A 14,000-nucleotide genomic window follows, 5' to 3' on the forward strand; every position below is an offset into this window, starting at 1 on the left:
ACCTCCTTGTGAGAGTCGAATCCTATGAAGGACTTGGTCAAGTTTTTAACCGAAGCCGGTGATGACGCGGTGTTGGAGAAGCGCTTAAAAGCCTTGCTAACTCCGAATGAAATCAACGAGATGCAACATAGATTGCAAATTTTCTCTCTGTTGGAGCAAGGTGTGCCGCAGCGAGACATTGCGAAACAATTGGGTGTGGGTATTGCCACTGTGACCCGTGGTTCCCGAGCATTGAAGGAATTAAAAGAGATATGAGTTCATACAATAAAAAACCGCAGCGCATCACGCTGCCGCGTAAGCCTAAGTACGTCACTATCAGTTCTGCTTGTGATTTTTTTGACTTGTTCAAGAAGGTCGAGAAGCGTTTTGAAAACTGTTTTATGTTGGAATCCCTTGGTGAAGAGAGCTTCATTTCCCGCCATTCGATTATTGGTTTTGATCCTGAGAAATTGATCTGGGCCGAAGGCAAGCAGCTGTTTATCCAGGAACGTGACGGAAACACGGAATCTTTCGAATCCGACAATCCTTATTACTTGCTACGCGATATTGTGCCGCAGAACATTTTGTCGCGCGGTTTTGCTGGTGGTTTAACGGGTTATATCGGTTACGACAGCATGAACTATTTCGAGCCGACCTTGGATCTGCAATCGAGCGAGATGTTCGATGCCTTCCGTTTTGGTTTATACAAAGATGGTCTGATTCTAGACAAGATGACAGGCGAAGTTTTCTACTTCTACTACGACGATAACTCCACAGGAAATCGTGTGGATTTGGTGAACGCCATGATGGCGGAACCAACCCCAGAAAACGGTCCATTTGTGGTCACGCCAGCAGGCGAGTCCATGAGCAAAACCGATCACGCGGATGCGGTTGCCAAGGTGAAGCAAGACATCATCGAAGGTAAGATTTTCCAGTGCGAAGTGGGCTTCAAAAAGTGGTTCGATATGGAAGGTGACACGATTAACTTGTACGAGCAATTGCGTGAAGTGAACCCATCGCCGCAAATGTATTACATCAAGTTTGCTGAGCAAAAAGTCATTGGTGCTAGCCCAGAGTTGTTGTTCCGCGTGCGCCAAGGGGAAATGGAAACCTTCCCATTAGCAGGCACGGCGAAGCGCGGTAAAGACGCCGCTGAAGATACGGCGTTTGCTCGTGCTTTGTTGAATGATCCAAAGGAAATTGCCGAGCACAATATGATTGTCGATCTGCATCGTAACGACATTGGCCGTGTGGCGCGTTTCGGTACGGTAAAAGTGCGCAGTTTGATGGACATTAAACGTTTCAGTCACGTTCAGCACATTTCTAGCGAAATTGTCGGCATCATGGCGGAAGAGCACGATATGTTCTCTGCCTTGGCGAGCAACTTTCCTGCGGGAACTTTGACGGGCGCGCCAAAAATCGAAGCGATGAAGATCATCGATGATTTGGAAAACGATGGTCGTGGTCCTTACGGCGGCGCGGTGGGTCAGTTCTCTTTTAATGGCGATTGTATGTTTGCGATTCCAATTCGTACTGTGTTTGCCAAAGGCAATAAAGCCTATGTGCAAACCTGTGGCGGCAATGTGTATGACTCCAATGCCGAAGACGAATACGAAGAAATCCAACGTAAATTTGCTGGCACCAAACGTGTGCTAGACAGTTTCGCGCCAAAAGTGAATCAGGAGTAAGGGAAGCATGAAAGTTTATATTATCGACAACTACGATTCCTTCACTTACAACCTGTATCAGTTTATTGGTGAAGTATTAGAAACCGAAAAAAGCCGTGGTGAAATTGACGCGTTTGAGGTGATCGTTAAACGTAATGATGAAGTGACGTTGGATGACATTCGCGCCGCCGCGCCAGATCGTATTATCATTTCCCCAGGGCCAGGTTCCCCAGACGACAAGACTTATTTTGGTGTGTGTGCGGACGTGATTCTGGAATTCGGCAAAACCATTCCATTAATGGGCGTTTGCTTGGGCATGCAGGGCATTTGTCATGTGTTCGGTGGCAAGGTAGTGAAAGCGCCATTACCAATGCATGGTAAAACCAGCCCGATTACCCACAACGGCGAAGGTATTTTTCATGACATTCCAGATCAACTAGAAGTCATGCGTTATCACTCATTAATCGCCGAAGCAGAAAGTTTCCCTGACGTATTGGAAGTCACCGCCTCGGTGGGGGATTTAAAAGAAGCCGACTTCAACGATATCGCAACAATCCACAAAGGCGGCAAGTTCGAACTGATGGGCGTTCGTCATAAAAAATACCCGATTCAAGGCATTCAATTTCATCCAGAATCCTTCGCGACAGAAGGTGGAAAAGACCTGATCAAAAATTTCTTGTTTCAGGTTTGATGGGTTCGAAAAGACTCGACTCTTGAAGTAATAGAAAAGCAGTGCTCAGTGATGGGTGCTGTTTTTTTTGTTTAAATTATAGTCTTAAGGCTATAATTTATTAAAATGGCTAACTTATAAAGTCGAGGTGAGTAATGGCTAGAACGCTTGATAAGTTAATTTCAGATCAGAAGCCTGAAATAGAAAAAAATGCCCGTAAAAAGGCGGAAGATATGGTGCTTGGCATTCATCTCGCCCAGTTGCGTGAACGTATGCAAATCACTCAAGAAGATATGGCAAACACGCTAGGTGTGAAGCAGCCAACGATTGCAGGTATGGAGCGCAAAGGTCGAGATGTCAAATTATCTACTTTGAAGCGCTATGTTGAAGGCGCTGGTGGCAAATTAACCGTGGATGTTGAATTGCCAGATGGCAGCCATTATGGGTTTAATTTATAAGGCAGTGTAACTATAAGTTCTTATTCCTAGCACGAACTTTTGCCTTAAAATCTTCCATCTGAGCGTTGGCTTCTTCGTTTGACACAAATACAGCAAGGCCGTTTTCCATGCGATCGAAAGCGGCGTTTATTTGCTGTATCAACCAAGTATCGTGAGATATTAGGTCATCTCTCTTATCCGCTTCAAATGTCATTTTAGATGCCATTGCTTACTCCTTAATCCATTGCCAAGTGCGTCCGAGCCATTCGTAAAAAGCGCGTTGGCTTTTGTAGTTGGCCGTGGCGTCGATTTGCCAGTCGCTTTTTTCGGACCCTAAATACAGAGCCGGTGCGGGAATAATGTTGATGCCGGCTTTTTCGAAGAAGATAGACGCACGTTTTAGATGTGACGCTTCGGTGACTAGCGCGGCTCGTTTTCCTTCTAGGTAGGGTTTCATGCTGTTGGCTTCCTCTTCTGTGTCTTTGGCAAGAGGGAAGGCTCTAATTCTATTGGGTTGTACGCCTAGTTCTATGGCTGCTCTGCGCATGACTTTTGCGTGCGCTTCGGTCATTTCACCCGAATAACCGGAAACAAATAACTGGGCATTTGGATTGGCTTTTAGGATGCGCAAACCTTCTTCTAGGCGGAATAGGGCACTGTTGCCTAGCGCCATTACTGTCGGGGTATTACTTAAATCTTTGTGGCCACTGCCAAGCACGATAACCACATCCACGGGTTGCTCAATATCAAATACAGAATAGTCGTGTTCTACCGTTGCAATGAGTTTATTAGCAACAGGGTTCCAGCTGGTTAATCCCAACATTAAGATGCCGCATAACAAGAAAAACTTGGCGACTTTAGGCCATTTTCTCATCAGCAAGAACGCGAGGCACATAGCCAGCAAAGTGAGAGGAATTGGCATAAGCATCATGCCGATGGTTTTCTTGAGGTAAAAAAGAACAATGCCCACGGAGCTATCTCTTTAATCATGTCGTTTTAGAATGCTGAGATGATAAAGGAGTATGGTTTTGCCTTAAAGAAATCTATTAAGTTTTGTTTTCTACTGTGTTTTGTCGGTATTATTTTGCAAATCAGGTTTTTAACGTAAGGACACGGTATGTTTTCCATTCGCCCTGCCGATTTTCCACAAGACAATGATTGTGTGTTAGCTATCTTTCGTGAGTATATTTCGTCGGCACCAGTAAGCTTGGACTACCAATTGAATGAGCAAGAGTTTGTTGCTCTGGATGGTAAATACTCGCTTCCCAATGGCGTGGTGTTACTTATCTGGAAAGATAATAAAGTGGTTGGCTGTGGCGCCTTTCGTCGAGTTGATGCTGCTGTTTGTGAAATGAAGCGAGTCTATGTTCGCCCAACAGAACGCGGCCATCAATTAGGCGAGAAGCTAGTCATTGCACTAATGTCTTGTGCGAAGAAAAATGGTTATCAACGTATGTGTTTGGATGTCTTGGCGGATTTTGACACCGCAAGACGTTTGTATGTTCGTTTGGGTTTTGAGCCTTGTGATCCGGTAAGTTACAACCCCATTCCGGGGACGCACTTTTTAGGATGTGATTTGTAACTTGTGTCTTGGTCTGTTTTTTTACGAGGTTAAACATTGATCTTTGCTGTCGGCTATGGATTGATAGAGGCCTATTTAATAAGGAGAAAGCTCTATGTCGATTGAAGTTTGGCTCGCTTTTGTTGTCGCGTCTATTACCATGTTGGTCATTCCTGGCCCAACGATTTTGGCTGTGATTGCGAATTCTGTAGCCCATGGTCGACGAGCGAATATCCCTTTGGTGGTTGGTGTGGCGCTGGGGGATTCCACCGCGTTATTGGCTTCTTTAGTTGGATTAGGAGCTTTGTTTTCTGTGTCGGCTTTTTGGTTTACTGTGGTGAAGGGGATTGGTGGCTTATATCTTTTGTATTTGGGATTTAAGTTACTTAGGTCTGGCACATCACCAATGAAGATTCCTTCATCTGATAAACTTACTTCAAAATGGCGTCTCTTTTTAAATACTTATATTGTGACGACTTTGAATCCAAAGGGTATTATCTTTTTCGTGGCCTTCTTGCCACAATTTGTTTCTCACCAAGGGAATAAAACAGAACAACTTTTCATTTTAGCAGTGACTTTTGTGATGTTAGCGACCTTGTCAGCTTCTACCTATGCTTTTTTTGCTCTCAGAGCACGTACGCTGCTCTCTTCCGAAAAAGCTATGCGTGGCTTTAATCTAGCTGGTGGTTCTTTGATGTCGATAGCTGGAATTTGGGCGTTATTCGCTAAACGTACCGTGTCTTAATACAACAGAGGTGAACGATGACAAAGGAATGGCCGCTGGCCTTGCGACCCGCTCCACAAGACACGGTTTGGTGGTTGCCTCGCCATGAGGAAAAGTTGGCAGAAAAAAATGCCATGGAGAAAGTGGATTTGGTGTTTCTTGGGGATTCCATCACACAAGCTTGGGAGAAAGAAGGGGCCGATGTTTGGCAGGTATTTTACCAACCAAGATCCGCGCTGAATCTGGGTTTTAATGGCGATAAAACAGAAAACGTTTTGTGGCGACTTGCCCATGGTGAGGTAGATAATATTCAGCCTAGGTTATTGGTTTTGTTAGTTGGAACCAATAACGCAGGTCATCGGATGGACAAAGCCGAAGACACGGCGTTAGGCATTAAGCAGATTCTGTCTGTGTTGGCGGAAAAGTTACCGCAGACTAAAGTGTTGCTCTTGGCAATTTTCCCTCGTAGTGCGAAGCCAACACAAAAACTCAGAATGCTGAACAATGAAGTGAATCAAATAATTTGCAGTTATGCAGATGATGAAAGGGTGTTCTTTCGCGATATTAATCACGTTTTTCTGGATGAAGAAGGACGAATTACCAGTGATGTGATGAATGACTTTTTGCACCCGAATGCCTCGCAATATCAACTTTTTGCTGAGGCAATAGAGTTAACAATCGTTTCATTGTTGGCAGAAGGTTAGCGCTTTAATTTGGACTGCTTTTCATTTATTTCTACGTATTAATACGTAGTCGTGTGCGTAGTTTCCGGTGTTGCACTCGGTATTCGTACGAATTGTTTGCACTTTTTATACACGCCATTATTAATCCTGCTCGATCTTAAATTATAAAAAATAAGACTCACAGGATGATAAAAACAATGAAATCCTTAAAACTTACCACTCTAGTTGCTGCAACCGCAGTGGCTCTAAGCGCTTTTTCTCTACCTGCTATTGCGGCGGAAAAAGTCTATAGATTGAAGATGGCCGAAACGTGGGCATCTAACTTTCCTATCTTTGGTGATGCCCCTAGGAACATGGCGCGTATTGCTGATGAAATGTCTAACGGACGTTTAAAAATCACTATCGATTCTGCCAATAAACATAAAGCGCCTTTGGGTGTGTTTGATATGGTGCGTTCTGGTCAGTACGACATGGGACATTCTGCGTCTTACTACTGGAAAGGCAAGGTGCCGAATACGCTGTATTTTACCACTATGCCATTTGGCATGATTACGCCTGAGCAATATGGTTGGTTCTATTACGGTGGCGGCATGGAGTTGATGCAGAAAGTGTATCAACCGTTCGGCTTGTTGTCCTTCCCAGGTGGTAATACTGGCAACCAAATGGGTGGCTGGTTCCAAAAAGAAATCAATTCTCTTGACGATCTACAGGGTCTGAAAATGCGTATTCCAGGGTTTGCGGGTGAAGTCCTAGCGAAACTGGGCGCTAAGCCTACCAATATCGCTTCTGGCGAACTGTATACCGCACTAGAACGTCGTACTATCGATGCTCTTGAGTGGGTTGGGCCGTCCCTAGATTTGCGTATGGGTTTCCACAAAATTGCGCCTTACTACTACACAGGTTGGCATGAGCCAGCAACGGAACTTCAGTTCCTAGTTAACGAGCGCACGTGGAAAAAACTTCCAGATGACCTTCGTGAAATTCTTCGTACTTCTATGAAGCTAGCGTCTTACGACATGTACATTCAGTCATACCATGAGAGCGCAGAAAACTGGGCGACTATGAAGACAGAATACCCGAATGTTCAAGTTAAAACCTTCCCGAAAGAAGTTCTTGTGGCGATGAAAAAAGCTAACCAAGAACTCCTTGATGAAAAAGCAGCCGAAGATCCTTTGGCGAAAGAGATTTTGGACTCTCAAGCTAAGTACCTGAAAAAAGTACGTGTTTGGACCAATATTTCTGACCGAGCTTACTTGGACAGTGTTGATAGTCTAGCGGAATAAAACCTCTAAGCATGGCGAGTAACATTTATTCGTCATGCTTTTTCTAGGAGTTTGTCATGTTGTTAATCACCCTAGAACGAGGCATTACTCGTTTTTCTAATTTCCTTGGTGTGCTTTCGACGGTGTTGTTTATCGTCTTACTGTTCAACGTTTTCTACGATGTTTTGATGCGTTATGCCTTCAACGATGTGTCCATTGGGATGCAAGAGCTTGAGTGGCACTTATACGCTGCCATTTTTCTGTTAGGTATTCCTTACGGCATTCAGCACGGCGGTCATGTTCGTGTGGATTTGATCTATGAAAATTTGTCTATTCGAGGCAAAGCATGGGTGGATCTTTTTGGCTGTGTGTTTTTCTTAATCCCGTTTACTTTGTTAGTGGGATATTACGGCGTTGGGTTTGCTTATGAAGCCTATGCTTTGGGCGAAACCAGTGGTGACCCGGGTGGTTTGCCTTACCGTTGGATTATTAAAGCGGTTATTCCTTTTGCTTTTTTCTCTATGACGATCAGTGGGTTAGGAATGGTTATTCGCTGCATTAATGTGCTGCGTGGTGTGAGCGAAGAAGGTTTCTCGCACCCTCCTATTCAACATTAATTTTTGTCACCATTTTAAGCTTGTAGGTTATTTATGATTGGAATAATCATGTTTTTCGTTGCCCTAGTAATGCTTTTACTAGGGTTCCCTGTTGCCTTTACTTTTGGCGGCATTGCTTTGATCTTCGGTGTATTTGCCGAGGGTTTTGATATGTTTGCTTTCATGCCGTTCCGCATCCAAAGCTACATGGAAAATACCGTGATGATGGCGGTGCCATTATTTGTATTCATGGGTATTGTGTTACAAAAGACCAAGTTGGCCGAGCAATTATTAGAAGCCATGGGCAAACTGTTTGGTGGTGTTCGCGGTGGCTTGGCTATTTCGACAATATTGGTGGGTGCGCTATTAGCGGCATCGACTGGTGTGGTTGGCGCGAGTGTCGTGGCAATGGGCCTAATCTCTTTGCCAGTTATGCTGAAGTATAACTACAGCAAGTCTTTAGCATGCGGCACAATTTGTGCGTCTGGTACCTTGGGTCAAATCATTCCACCGTCGATTATTTTGATCATCTTGGGGGATGTTTTAGGCATTCCTGTCGGTGATCTTTTTCATGCGGCCCTGTTTCCTGGCATGATTCTAATCGCTTGTTATATTGTGTATATCTTGATCCTGACTTTCTTAAAGCCTGAAATGGCGCCAGCCATGCCTCAGGACTTAGATGATGAAACTCGTGCGCAGCAAATTCGCAGTGCGTTAAAAGCGATTATTCCGCCGTTAGCCTTGGTGTTGATCGTATTGGGTTCTATCTTTACCGGCATTGCGACACCGACAGAATCTTCTGCATTGGGTGGTGTAGGGGCGATTGTATTGGCTCTGTTATACCGCCAGTTTAGCTGGAAAATGCTTTATGACAGTGGCTTAGAAACGGTAAAAGTGACAGCGATGGTGTTTGCTATCCTGATGGGTGCAACGGCCTTTTCGATGGCGTTTAGTTATACCGGCGGTGATTACATTGTTGAAGAAGTGTTATTGAATCTTCCGGGTGAAAAATGGGGCTTTATTATATTAGCCATGATTGCTATTTTGATCTTGGGCTTCTTTATAGACTTCGTTGAGATTGCCTTTATTATAGTGCCGATTTTAGCGCCTGTTGCCGAAGCGTTAGGAATTAATATGGTGTGGTTCGCGATCTTGATTGCGATGAACCTGCAGACCTCTTTCTTAACCCCACCCTTTGGTTTTAGTCTATTCTATTTAAAAGGGGTGGCTCCCAGTTCGATTAGAACAACGGATATTTATAAAGGCGTCATGCCATTTATATTGATCCAGATCTTGGTTCTAGTCAGTATTATGGTTTTCCCAGAGTTATATGGCATGGACTGATTTATAACTGGGTAAAATATAAAGCAAGGAAGCGGGTCTTTACCCGCTTTTTTGTTGATAGCGTTTTCTGTCCATCACTGAATATTGAATGCCTAAAAATAATAAAAAAGGTCTTTGTCCGTGGGATTAAAAAGTAAAATTATTCTTCTTGCTGTCGCGCCGCTTATCGTCGCGACAGCCATCATTACTTATCTGGGTTTTCAATCGGCGCGTGATTTAGCCTCCCAAGAATTATCTATCTATGAATTTAATTTGGTCAATGCCAAGAAAATGGCGTTGAAAAACCACGTTAATATCGCCATGTCTGCGATTCGCCCTATATTGGAAAATGAAGAATTAGACGACGCGGAAGCACAGGATCAGGTAAAAAAAATTCTCGCGGGGTTAAGTTATGAAGATGATGGTTATTTTTTCGCTTATGAAATGTCTGGGGTCAATTTAGTCCATCCAACCCAACCGGATTTTGTCGGTAAAAACTTATGGGATTTTCAGGATCGTTCAGGGAATTTCCTGATTCAGGGGTTAATCCGAGCTGCTCAAGCAGGTGGTGGCTATCATAGATATATATGGGAGAAGCCGCCACTGATGAAGCAAGAGGATAAGTTGGGTTATGTAGTTGCTATCGATCGATGGGATTGGATGATGGGAACCGGGTTGTATCTTGATGATATCTACGCAGAATTGGCGAAAACCAAAGCGACGATGAATGACAATATTCAGCGCAGCTTTTTTACAGTCATTGAAGTGGTTGTGGTGACTGTGGTGTTGGTTATCTTGTTGGGGTTGGCGATCAATCTCCATGAGCACAAATTAGCGGACTCAAGGCTAAAGGAACTGGCCCAGCGTTTTATGCGCTTGCAAGTTAGTGAAAGGCGAGGCTTTTCGCGTGAACTTCATGATGGCATTAATCAATTATTGGTGAGTTGTAAGTTTCGAATTGAGTTAGCAGAAAACAAGTTAAATCGCGGTCATGAAAAAGAAGTGATTCATCAGGAGTTGGAAAAAGCCAGTGATTTAATAAACCAAACCATCAGTGAAGTGCGGCAGATTTCACATAACTTACGACCTACTTTATTAGATGATTTAGGCTTGGATACAGCCTTACAAGCTTTGATTGACCAGTTCATGGAGCGAACAGGAATCCAGGTGGCGTATCGTTTTGATGTGGCCGCTAAGTTGCCTGATGAAATAGAAATTACGGTGTATCGCCTTACTCAAGAGTCGCTAACGAATATTGAAAAGCATGCCGAGGCTAAGAATATTTCGCTACAGGTTTCGCAGTCACATAGGCAAGTTGTGTTTGAGTGTTTGGATGATGGTAAAGGCATCTCGAAAAAATCGGAGCTTTTTTCAGGAATTGGTTTAATCAATATGCGTGAGCGAATCGAATTGATTGGTGGTGATTTCATATTGGAATCGCAACGTGATAAAGGCACAAAAGTATGCGCGCTATTACCCCTTGAGCAACATCTTTAACCAGTAAGTATAGAGTGATAATAATGACAAAAAAAATTCGTGTTCTCTTAGTCGATGATCACATGTTGGTGCTGGATGGCCTGCAAGCTCGTTTGGAATTGGAAGGTAATATTGACATTATTGCCACCGCGTCGAATGGTTTGGAAGCGTTAGAAAAAGCCAAAGAAACCCAGCCAGATTTGATTCTTATGGATGTTTCGATGCCAGTGTTAAATGGCCTGGAAGCCACTAAGCGCTTTAAGGCGGAGCAGCCTAATATAAAAATTCTGATGCTTAGTATGCACAATGACAAAGAATATATTTTGTCTCTGATTCAGTCTGGTGCGAATGGCTATGTGTTAAAAGATGTATCGTCTGAAGAGTTGGTGCAAGCCATCAATACCGTACACCAAGGTGGTACGTATTTTAGTTCTGGCGCTTCAGACTCATTGTTTTCTCTTGCGTCTTCTGCAAAAGAAAATGAAGAGTTGACCAAGCGTGAAACTGCGGTATTAAAAGCGCTAGCGACAGGTTTATCTAATAAAGAAATTGCTCAGACTTTGGATATTAGTGTCAGAACCGTTGAAACCCATCGTCAGAATGTAAAAAACAAGTTAGATATTCATACTTCTGCAGGCTTGATAAAATACGCTTTAGCTAAGCAGTTGATTGATTAGGAGTCTTCGAAAGAATTGGTAGAGAGCGAATGATTTTTTAGATTGTAAGCTTTTGCCGTCATAACAGAGTAGAGTGATAGATTACGGCAAGACCTGTCGTGGGCTTTTTAGCCTTTTGAGCATATGGGGTCCACTATGCGCGTACTACTTTTTCCAATTCCTGTGTTGTGTCTTTTTCTGTCGACTATCTTTTCTCCTCTTTATGCGGCAGATGATTGGTATCGTCCACCGGTGTCTGCGACTTGGCATTGGCAACTGGATGGGGTTGTTAATGAAGGTTACGACGTGGATTTATACGATATTGATTTATTTGATTCGTCTGTTGAACTGATTCAACGTCTGCAAGCCTCCGATAAAAAAGTGATTTGTTATTTCTCGGCCGGTTCTTACGAAGACTGGCGTCCTGACGCTGCGGATTTTGCCATCAAAGATTTGGGCAAAACGCTGAGTGGTTGGGATAATGAGCGTTGGTTGGATATTCGTTCTAGCCAAGTGCGTGAGGTGATGATTCGCCGCCTGGATTTAGCCGTCACAAAAGGGTGTGATGGCGTTGAGCCAGATAACGTAGACAGTTATCGCACGAATACGGGTTTTTCGTTTCGAGCTAATGATCAGTTAGATTATAATCGCTTTTTAGCGGCAGAGGCTCATAGTAGAGGCTTGGCAATTGGTTTGAAAAACGATCCTGATCAGGCTCGAGCGCTGAGCAGCGATTTTGATTTTGCTGTCACAGAGCAATGCTTTGAATACTCTGAATGCCGTTCTTATTCAAACTTTATTAAAGCCGGCAAGCCTGTTTTTAATACAGAATATCGTCGCATTTATGTGGACGATGAATCAGAGCGAAATAGCGTATGCAAACAATCAGAACGCTTACAGTTCAGTACCTTGGTACTGCCTAAGGCGCTGGATAACACGTTTCGCTTCAGTTGCTTACCGTAAAAGATTTGACCTAAACGGTTTGATTGATAGGAAGATAAGATGACACCTTCTACCCATCCGATTTTTTGGCGAGATCCGGCTTTGCCTTACGTTGAACTTCGCCAAGTATTGGATGGCAGAGAGGTCAGCTATGCACCGCATTCCCATCAAGAGTGGTCGATTGGTGCCATTGTGCAAGGCCAGAGTGAATTTCTCTGTGCAGACCGCTTACACGGTGTTGAGCGCGGCGCTTTGGTAATGATGAATCCAGATGTGGTTCATGCCTGTAACCCTCGCCAAGATTCTCCTTGGGCTTATTATATGATGCATCTAGATAAAGACTGGCTTGCGTCCTTGTTGTTTGCCCGTGGCATTAGAAGAACTCAGATCTGGCAAGATACCCTAGGTGATACTTTAATGTCAGCTCAGGCGTATCAGGCATTTGTAGAAGTATGTGAATGTCTAATGGCTGCAACTTTTTCGTCTTTAGGAAAAGGCCAAAAGCTAGAAGCGGTGCTGGTGGACTTGTTCACGGAGTTGGATGCGAATAACATTGAATCTTCCACAGCTTTGCCAGTGAATAACTTATATCAAGTGGCGGACTATTTGAATCAATACTGTTTGCACGATACTTCGATTGAGCAAATTAGTGCTGAATTTGGTTTCAGTACCGGTTATTTGGTTCGTGCGTTTAAGCGTCATTTTAATATGACGCCACACGCTTATCGTTTAAATCGTCGTGTACAACTTGGTCAGCAAGCGTTGAAGCAGGGTCAAGCGATTGCGGACGTCGCTCAGACGATTGGCTTTAGCGATCAAGCACATTTTCAGCGCGTGTTTAAACAGCGAGTAGCGGCAACGCCAGATCAGTATCGGCGTTCGATTTCTGCTTTGTGAAGGTTGGTTAGACAAGGATCAACACACAACTGCCTGCCAGTAATGTCGCCAAGGTTTTGTTCATCAAGCGCATCTTGGCTGGGCTTTGAAAATATTGCCCGAGTATTTTTCCTATCCACACCCAAACGCCTAAAGATAGCCAACAGATTGGCAAATACAGGCTGGCAAAGATCATCACTTCCGTCACTTCGGCATTGGGAATATAGGCCGCAATACCTGATAGCGAAGCCAGCCAAGCTTTTGGATTGAGCCATTGCATAATGGCACCGGTCATAAAGGTTGGCGCCTTGCTGTGTTTGTCAGAATTCAGTTCGCCATTGTCAGTGAATAGCTGATAACTCAGATACAACAGAAAGGCGATACCGAACCATTGCAGCACTTGGGTTATCCAGCTTAATTGGTCGATTAAGTAATGCAGTCCAAAGCCAATCAGTAAAAACAGCACAATAAAACCAAGGGTTGCTCCCGTTACAAAAACAAGTCCTGTTTTAATGCCATAACGCGCACTGCCGCTTAGCGAGACAAGGTTCACCGGCCCAGGTGACAAAGACGCTGCCAAGGCAAAAAAAGACATAGAAGTGATTAACGAAAGAGTCATCAGGTGTTCCTAAAAAGATAATAAACAGGTGTTCACTATCGTGTTTTAGGTATCTCACGTATTGAACAAAATTGACCTTTTAAGGATTGTTTGCAGTGTGCATGTTTTTGGCGAGAAAGGCGGAGTATGATTTTGCTAAATCCCTTTATTCAAACAGGAGTTCTTATGATTCGTCATGTTTTGTTTATTCAGTATAAAGAGCAAGCCAGTGAAGCCGACATTGCGACCTCTTTGGCCAATTTCGAAGCGATCAAAAGTAAAATCGATGGTATTGAATCGGTTGAATGGGGCTTAAACAACAGTCCAGAAGGCCGCAATAAAGACTATACCCATTGTGTTTTTATGACCTTTGTGGATGAAGCTGCTCGTGATGCTTATATTCCTCACCCTGAACACGAGGTGTTAAAAGCGCAATTAGGGCCGATTTTACAAGACATTATTGTTTTCGATTACGCCATATAGTCGCTTTTTAATATCACGCAACCAGAACGAGAAAACCCGCTTCAAGTGTCCTTGAGACGGGTTTTAT

18 protein-coding genes are annotated in these 14,000 nt (G+C 43.8%); 15 read left to right on the forward strand and 3 right to left on the reverse strand.

Going from position 1 to position 14,000, the window contains the following annotated elements; all coding sequences use genetic code 11:
- Nucleotides 1-24 precede the first annotated feature (24 nt).
- The 4 genes from AC2A4J_RS03250 (at nucleotide 25) to AC2A4J_RS03265 (ending at nucleotide 2,774) form a co-directional block, all read left to right on the forward strand.
- Nucleotides 25-255: a Trp family transcriptional regulator gene (locus AC2A4J_RS03250; protein ID WP_484174904.1), complete on the forward strand. Its 231-nt coding sequence runs from the start codon at nucleotides 25-27 to the stop codon at nucleotides 253-255.
- Nucleotides 252-1,667: an anthranilate synthase component I family protein gene (locus tag AC2A4J_RS03255; RefSeq protein WP_484174905.1), complete on the forward strand. Its 1,416-nt coding sequence runs from the start codon at nucleotides 252-254 to the stop codon at nucleotides 1,665-1,667. Before AC2A4J_RS03250 ends, AC2A4J_RS03255 begins: the two co-directional genes overlap by 4 nt.
- Nucleotides 1,668-1,674: 7 nt before the next feature.
- Nucleotides 1,675-2,337 (forward strand): anthranilate synthase component II, encoded by a 663-nt coding sequence (locus AC2A4J_RS03260; protein ID WP_484174906.1) that lies wholly within the window; start codon nucleotides 1,675-1,677, stop codon nucleotides 2,335-2,337.
- 134 nt (nucleotides 2,338-2,471) lie between these two features.
- Entirely contained in the window at nucleotides 2,472-2,774 is a 303-nt protein-coding gene (locus tag AC2A4J_RS03265; RefSeq protein ID WP_255827821.1) for a helix-turn-helix domain-containing protein, read from the forward strand.
- Between the two features lie 10 nt (nucleotides 2,775-2,784).
- Here the strand turns inward: AC2A4J_RS03265 and AC2A4J_RS03270 are convergent, their stop codons facing one another.
- Both AC2A4J_RS03270 and AC2A4J_RS03275 read right to left on the reverse strand, forming a co-directional pair.
- On the reverse strand, nucleotides 2,785-2,979 hold the full coding sequence (locus AC2A4J_RS03270; RefSeq protein ID WP_255827822.1) for a hypothetical protein: 195 nt from the start codon (nucleotides 2,977-2,979) through the stop codon (nucleotides 2,785-2,787).
- Nucleotides 2,980-2,982: 3 nt separating this feature from the next.
- Entirely contained in the window at nucleotides 2,983-3,723 is a 741-nt protein-coding gene (locus tag AC2A4J_RS03275) for an ElyC/SanA/YdcF family protein (protein ID WP_484174907.1), read from the reverse strand.
- Between the two features lie 147 nt (nucleotides 3,724-3,870).
- Here AC2A4J_RS03275 and AC2A4J_RS03280 point away from each other — a divergent pair, with 147 nt between their 5' ends.
- The 10 genes from AC2A4J_RS03280 (at nucleotide 3,871) to AC2A4J_RS03325 (ending at nucleotide 12,873) form a co-directional block, all read left to right on the forward strand.
- Complete coding sequence (locus tag AC2A4J_RS03280) at nucleotides 3,871-4,335, forward strand: GNAT family N-acetyltransferase (protein ID WP_255827824.1); 465 nt, start codon at nucleotides 3,871-3,873, stop codon at nucleotides 4,333-4,335.
- A 94-nt stretch (nucleotides 4,336-4,429) separates the two neighbouring features.
- Nucleotides 4,430-5,059: a LysE family translocator gene (locus AC2A4J_RS03285; protein WP_484174908.1), complete on the forward strand. Its 630-nt coding sequence runs from the start codon at nucleotides 4,430-4,432 to the stop codon at nucleotides 5,057-5,059.
- Nucleotides 5,060-5,076: 17 nt separating this feature from the next.
- Nucleotides 5,077-5,742 (forward strand): GDSL-type esterase/lipase family protein, encoded by a 666-nt coding sequence (locus AC2A4J_RS03290; RefSeq protein ID WP_484174909.1) that lies wholly within the window; start codon nucleotides 5,077-5,079, stop codon nucleotides 5,740-5,742.
- A 176-nt stretch (nucleotides 5,743-5,918) separates the two neighbouring features.
- Nucleotides 5,919-7,004, forward strand: coding sequence for a TRAP transporter substrate-binding protein (locus AC2A4J_RS03295; protein WP_484174910.1), 1,086 nt, complete (start codon nucleotides 5,919-5,921; stop codon nucleotides 7,002-7,004).
- A gap of 56 nt (nucleotides 7,005-7,060) precedes the next feature.
- Nucleotides 7,061-7,600, forward strand: coding sequence for a TRAP transporter small permease subunit (locus tag AC2A4J_RS03300; protein WP_484174911.1), 540 nt, complete (start codon nucleotides 7,061-7,063; stop codon nucleotides 7,598-7,600).
- A gap of 33 nt (nucleotides 7,601-7,633) precedes the next feature.
- On the forward strand, nucleotides 7,634-8,923 hold the full coding sequence (locus AC2A4J_RS03305) for a TRAP transporter large permease (RefSeq protein ID WP_255827829.1): 1,290 nt from the start codon (nucleotides 7,634-7,636) through the stop codon (nucleotides 8,921-8,923).
- A gap of 120 nt (nucleotides 8,924-9,043) precedes the next feature.
- On the forward strand, nucleotides 9,044-10,399 hold the full coding sequence (locus tag AC2A4J_RS03310) for a cache domain-containing protein (RefSeq protein ID WP_484174912.1): 1,356 nt from the start codon (nucleotides 9,044-9,046) through the stop codon (nucleotides 10,397-10,399).
- A gap of 23 nt (nucleotides 10,400-10,422) precedes the next feature.
- Nucleotides 10,423-11,055, forward strand: coding sequence for a response regulator (locus AC2A4J_RS03315; protein WP_484174913.1), 633 nt, complete (start codon nucleotides 10,423-10,425; stop codon nucleotides 11,053-11,055).
- A 135-nt stretch (nucleotides 11,056-11,190) separates the two neighbouring features.
- Nucleotides 11,191-11,997, forward strand: a complete 807-nt coding sequence (locus AC2A4J_RS03320; protein WP_484174914.1) for an endo alpha-1,4 polygalactosaminidase — start codon at nucleotides 11,191-11,193, stop codon at nucleotides 11,995-11,997.
- A gap of 39 nt (nucleotides 11,998-12,036) precedes the next feature.
- Complete coding sequence (locus tag AC2A4J_RS03325; protein WP_484174915.1) at nucleotides 12,037-12,873, forward strand: AraC family transcriptional regulator; 837 nt, start codon at nucleotides 12,037-12,039, stop codon at nucleotides 12,871-12,873.
- 7 nt (nucleotides 12,874-12,880) lie between these two features.
- On the opposite strand, the gene AC2A4J_RS03330 is transcribed toward AC2A4J_RS03325, so the two are convergent.
- Nucleotides 12,881-13,471, reverse strand: a complete 591-nt coding sequence (locus tag AC2A4J_RS03330) for a LysE family translocator (protein ID WP_484174916.1) — start codon at nucleotides 13,469-13,471, stop codon at nucleotides 12,881-12,883.
- A gap of 165 nt (nucleotides 13,472-13,636) precedes the next feature.
- On the opposite strand from AC2A4J_RS03330, the gene AC2A4J_RS03335 reads away from it, so the two are divergent.
- On the forward strand, nucleotides 13,637-13,933 hold the full coding sequence (locus AC2A4J_RS03335) for a Dabb family protein (protein WP_484174917.1): 297 nt from the start codon (nucleotides 13,637-13,639) through the stop codon (nucleotides 13,931-13,933).
- The last annotated feature ends 67 nt before the right edge of the window (nucleotides 13,934-14,000 follow it).

Source organism: Marinomonas sp. ATLA20, assembly GCF_057180105.1.

What these genes read in the sequence shown, in the direction of transcription:
- AC2A4J_RS03285 (WP_484174908.1), top strand. Translation starts at nt 4,430, where the DNA reads ATGTCGATTGAAGTTTGGCTCGCTTTTGTTGTCGCGTCTATTACCATG.
- AC2A4J_RS03290 (WP_484174909.1), top strand. Translation starts at nt 5,077, where the DNA reads ATGACAAAGGAATGGCCGCTGGCCTTGCGACCCGCTCCACAAGACACG.
- AC2A4J_RS03265 (WP_255827821.1), top strand. Translation starts at nt 2,472, where the DNA reads ATGGCTAGAACGCTTGATAAGTTAATTTCAGATCAGAAGCCTGAAATA.
- AC2A4J_RS03330 (WP_484174916.1), bottom strand. Translation starts at nt 13,471, where the DNA reads ATGACTCTTTCGTTAATCACTTCTATGTCTTTTTTTGCCTTGGCAGCG.
- AC2A4J_RS03270 (WP_255827822.1), bottom strand. Translation starts at nt 2,979, where the DNA reads ATGGCATCTAAAATGACATTTGAAGCGGATAAGAGAGATGACCTAATA.
- AC2A4J_RS03255 (WP_484174905.1), top strand. Translation starts at nt 252, where the DNA reads ATGAGTTCATACAATAAAAAACCGCAGCGCATCACGCTGCCGCGTAAG.
- AC2A4J_RS03280 (WP_255827824.1), top strand. Translation starts at nt 3,871, where the DNA reads ATGTTTTCCATTCGCCCTGCCGATTTTCCACAAGACAATGATTGTGTG.
- AC2A4J_RS03325 (WP_484174915.1), top strand. Translation starts at nt 12,037, where the DNA reads ATGACACCTTCTACCCATCCGATTTTTTGGCGAGATCCGGCTTTGCCT.
- AC2A4J_RS03300 (WP_484174911.1), top strand. Translation starts at nt 7,061, where the DNA reads ATGTTGTTAATCACCCTAGAACGAGGCATTACTCGTTTTTCTAATTTC.
- AC2A4J_RS03260 (WP_484174906.1), top strand. Translation starts at nt 1,675, where the DNA reads ATGAAAGTTTATATTATCGACAACTACGATTCCTTCACTTACAACCTG.
- AC2A4J_RS03315 (WP_484174913.1), top strand. Translation starts at nt 10,423, where the DNA reads ATGACAAAAAAAATTCGTGTTCTCTTAGTCGATGATCACATGTTGGTG.
- AC2A4J_RS03295 (WP_484174910.1), top strand. Translation starts at nt 5,919, where the DNA reads ATGAAATCCTTAAAACTTACCACTCTAGTTGCTGCAACCGCAGTGGCT.
- AC2A4J_RS03250 (WP_484174904.1), top strand. Translation starts at nt 25, where the DNA reads ATGAAGGACTTGGTCAAGTTTTTAACCGAAGCCGGTGATGACGCGGTG.
- AC2A4J_RS03305 (WP_255827829.1), top strand. Translation starts at nt 7,634, where the DNA reads ATGATTGGAATAATCATGTTTTTCGTTGCCCTAGTAATGCTTTTACTA.
- AC2A4J_RS03320 (WP_484174914.1), top strand. Translation starts at nt 11,191, where the DNA reads ATGCGCGTACTACTTTTTCCAATTCCTGTGTTGTGTCTTTTTCTGTCG.
- AC2A4J_RS03335 (WP_484174917.1), top strand. Translation starts at nt 13,637, where the DNA reads ATGATTCGTCATGTTTTGTTTATTCAGTATAAAGAGCAAGCCAGTGAA.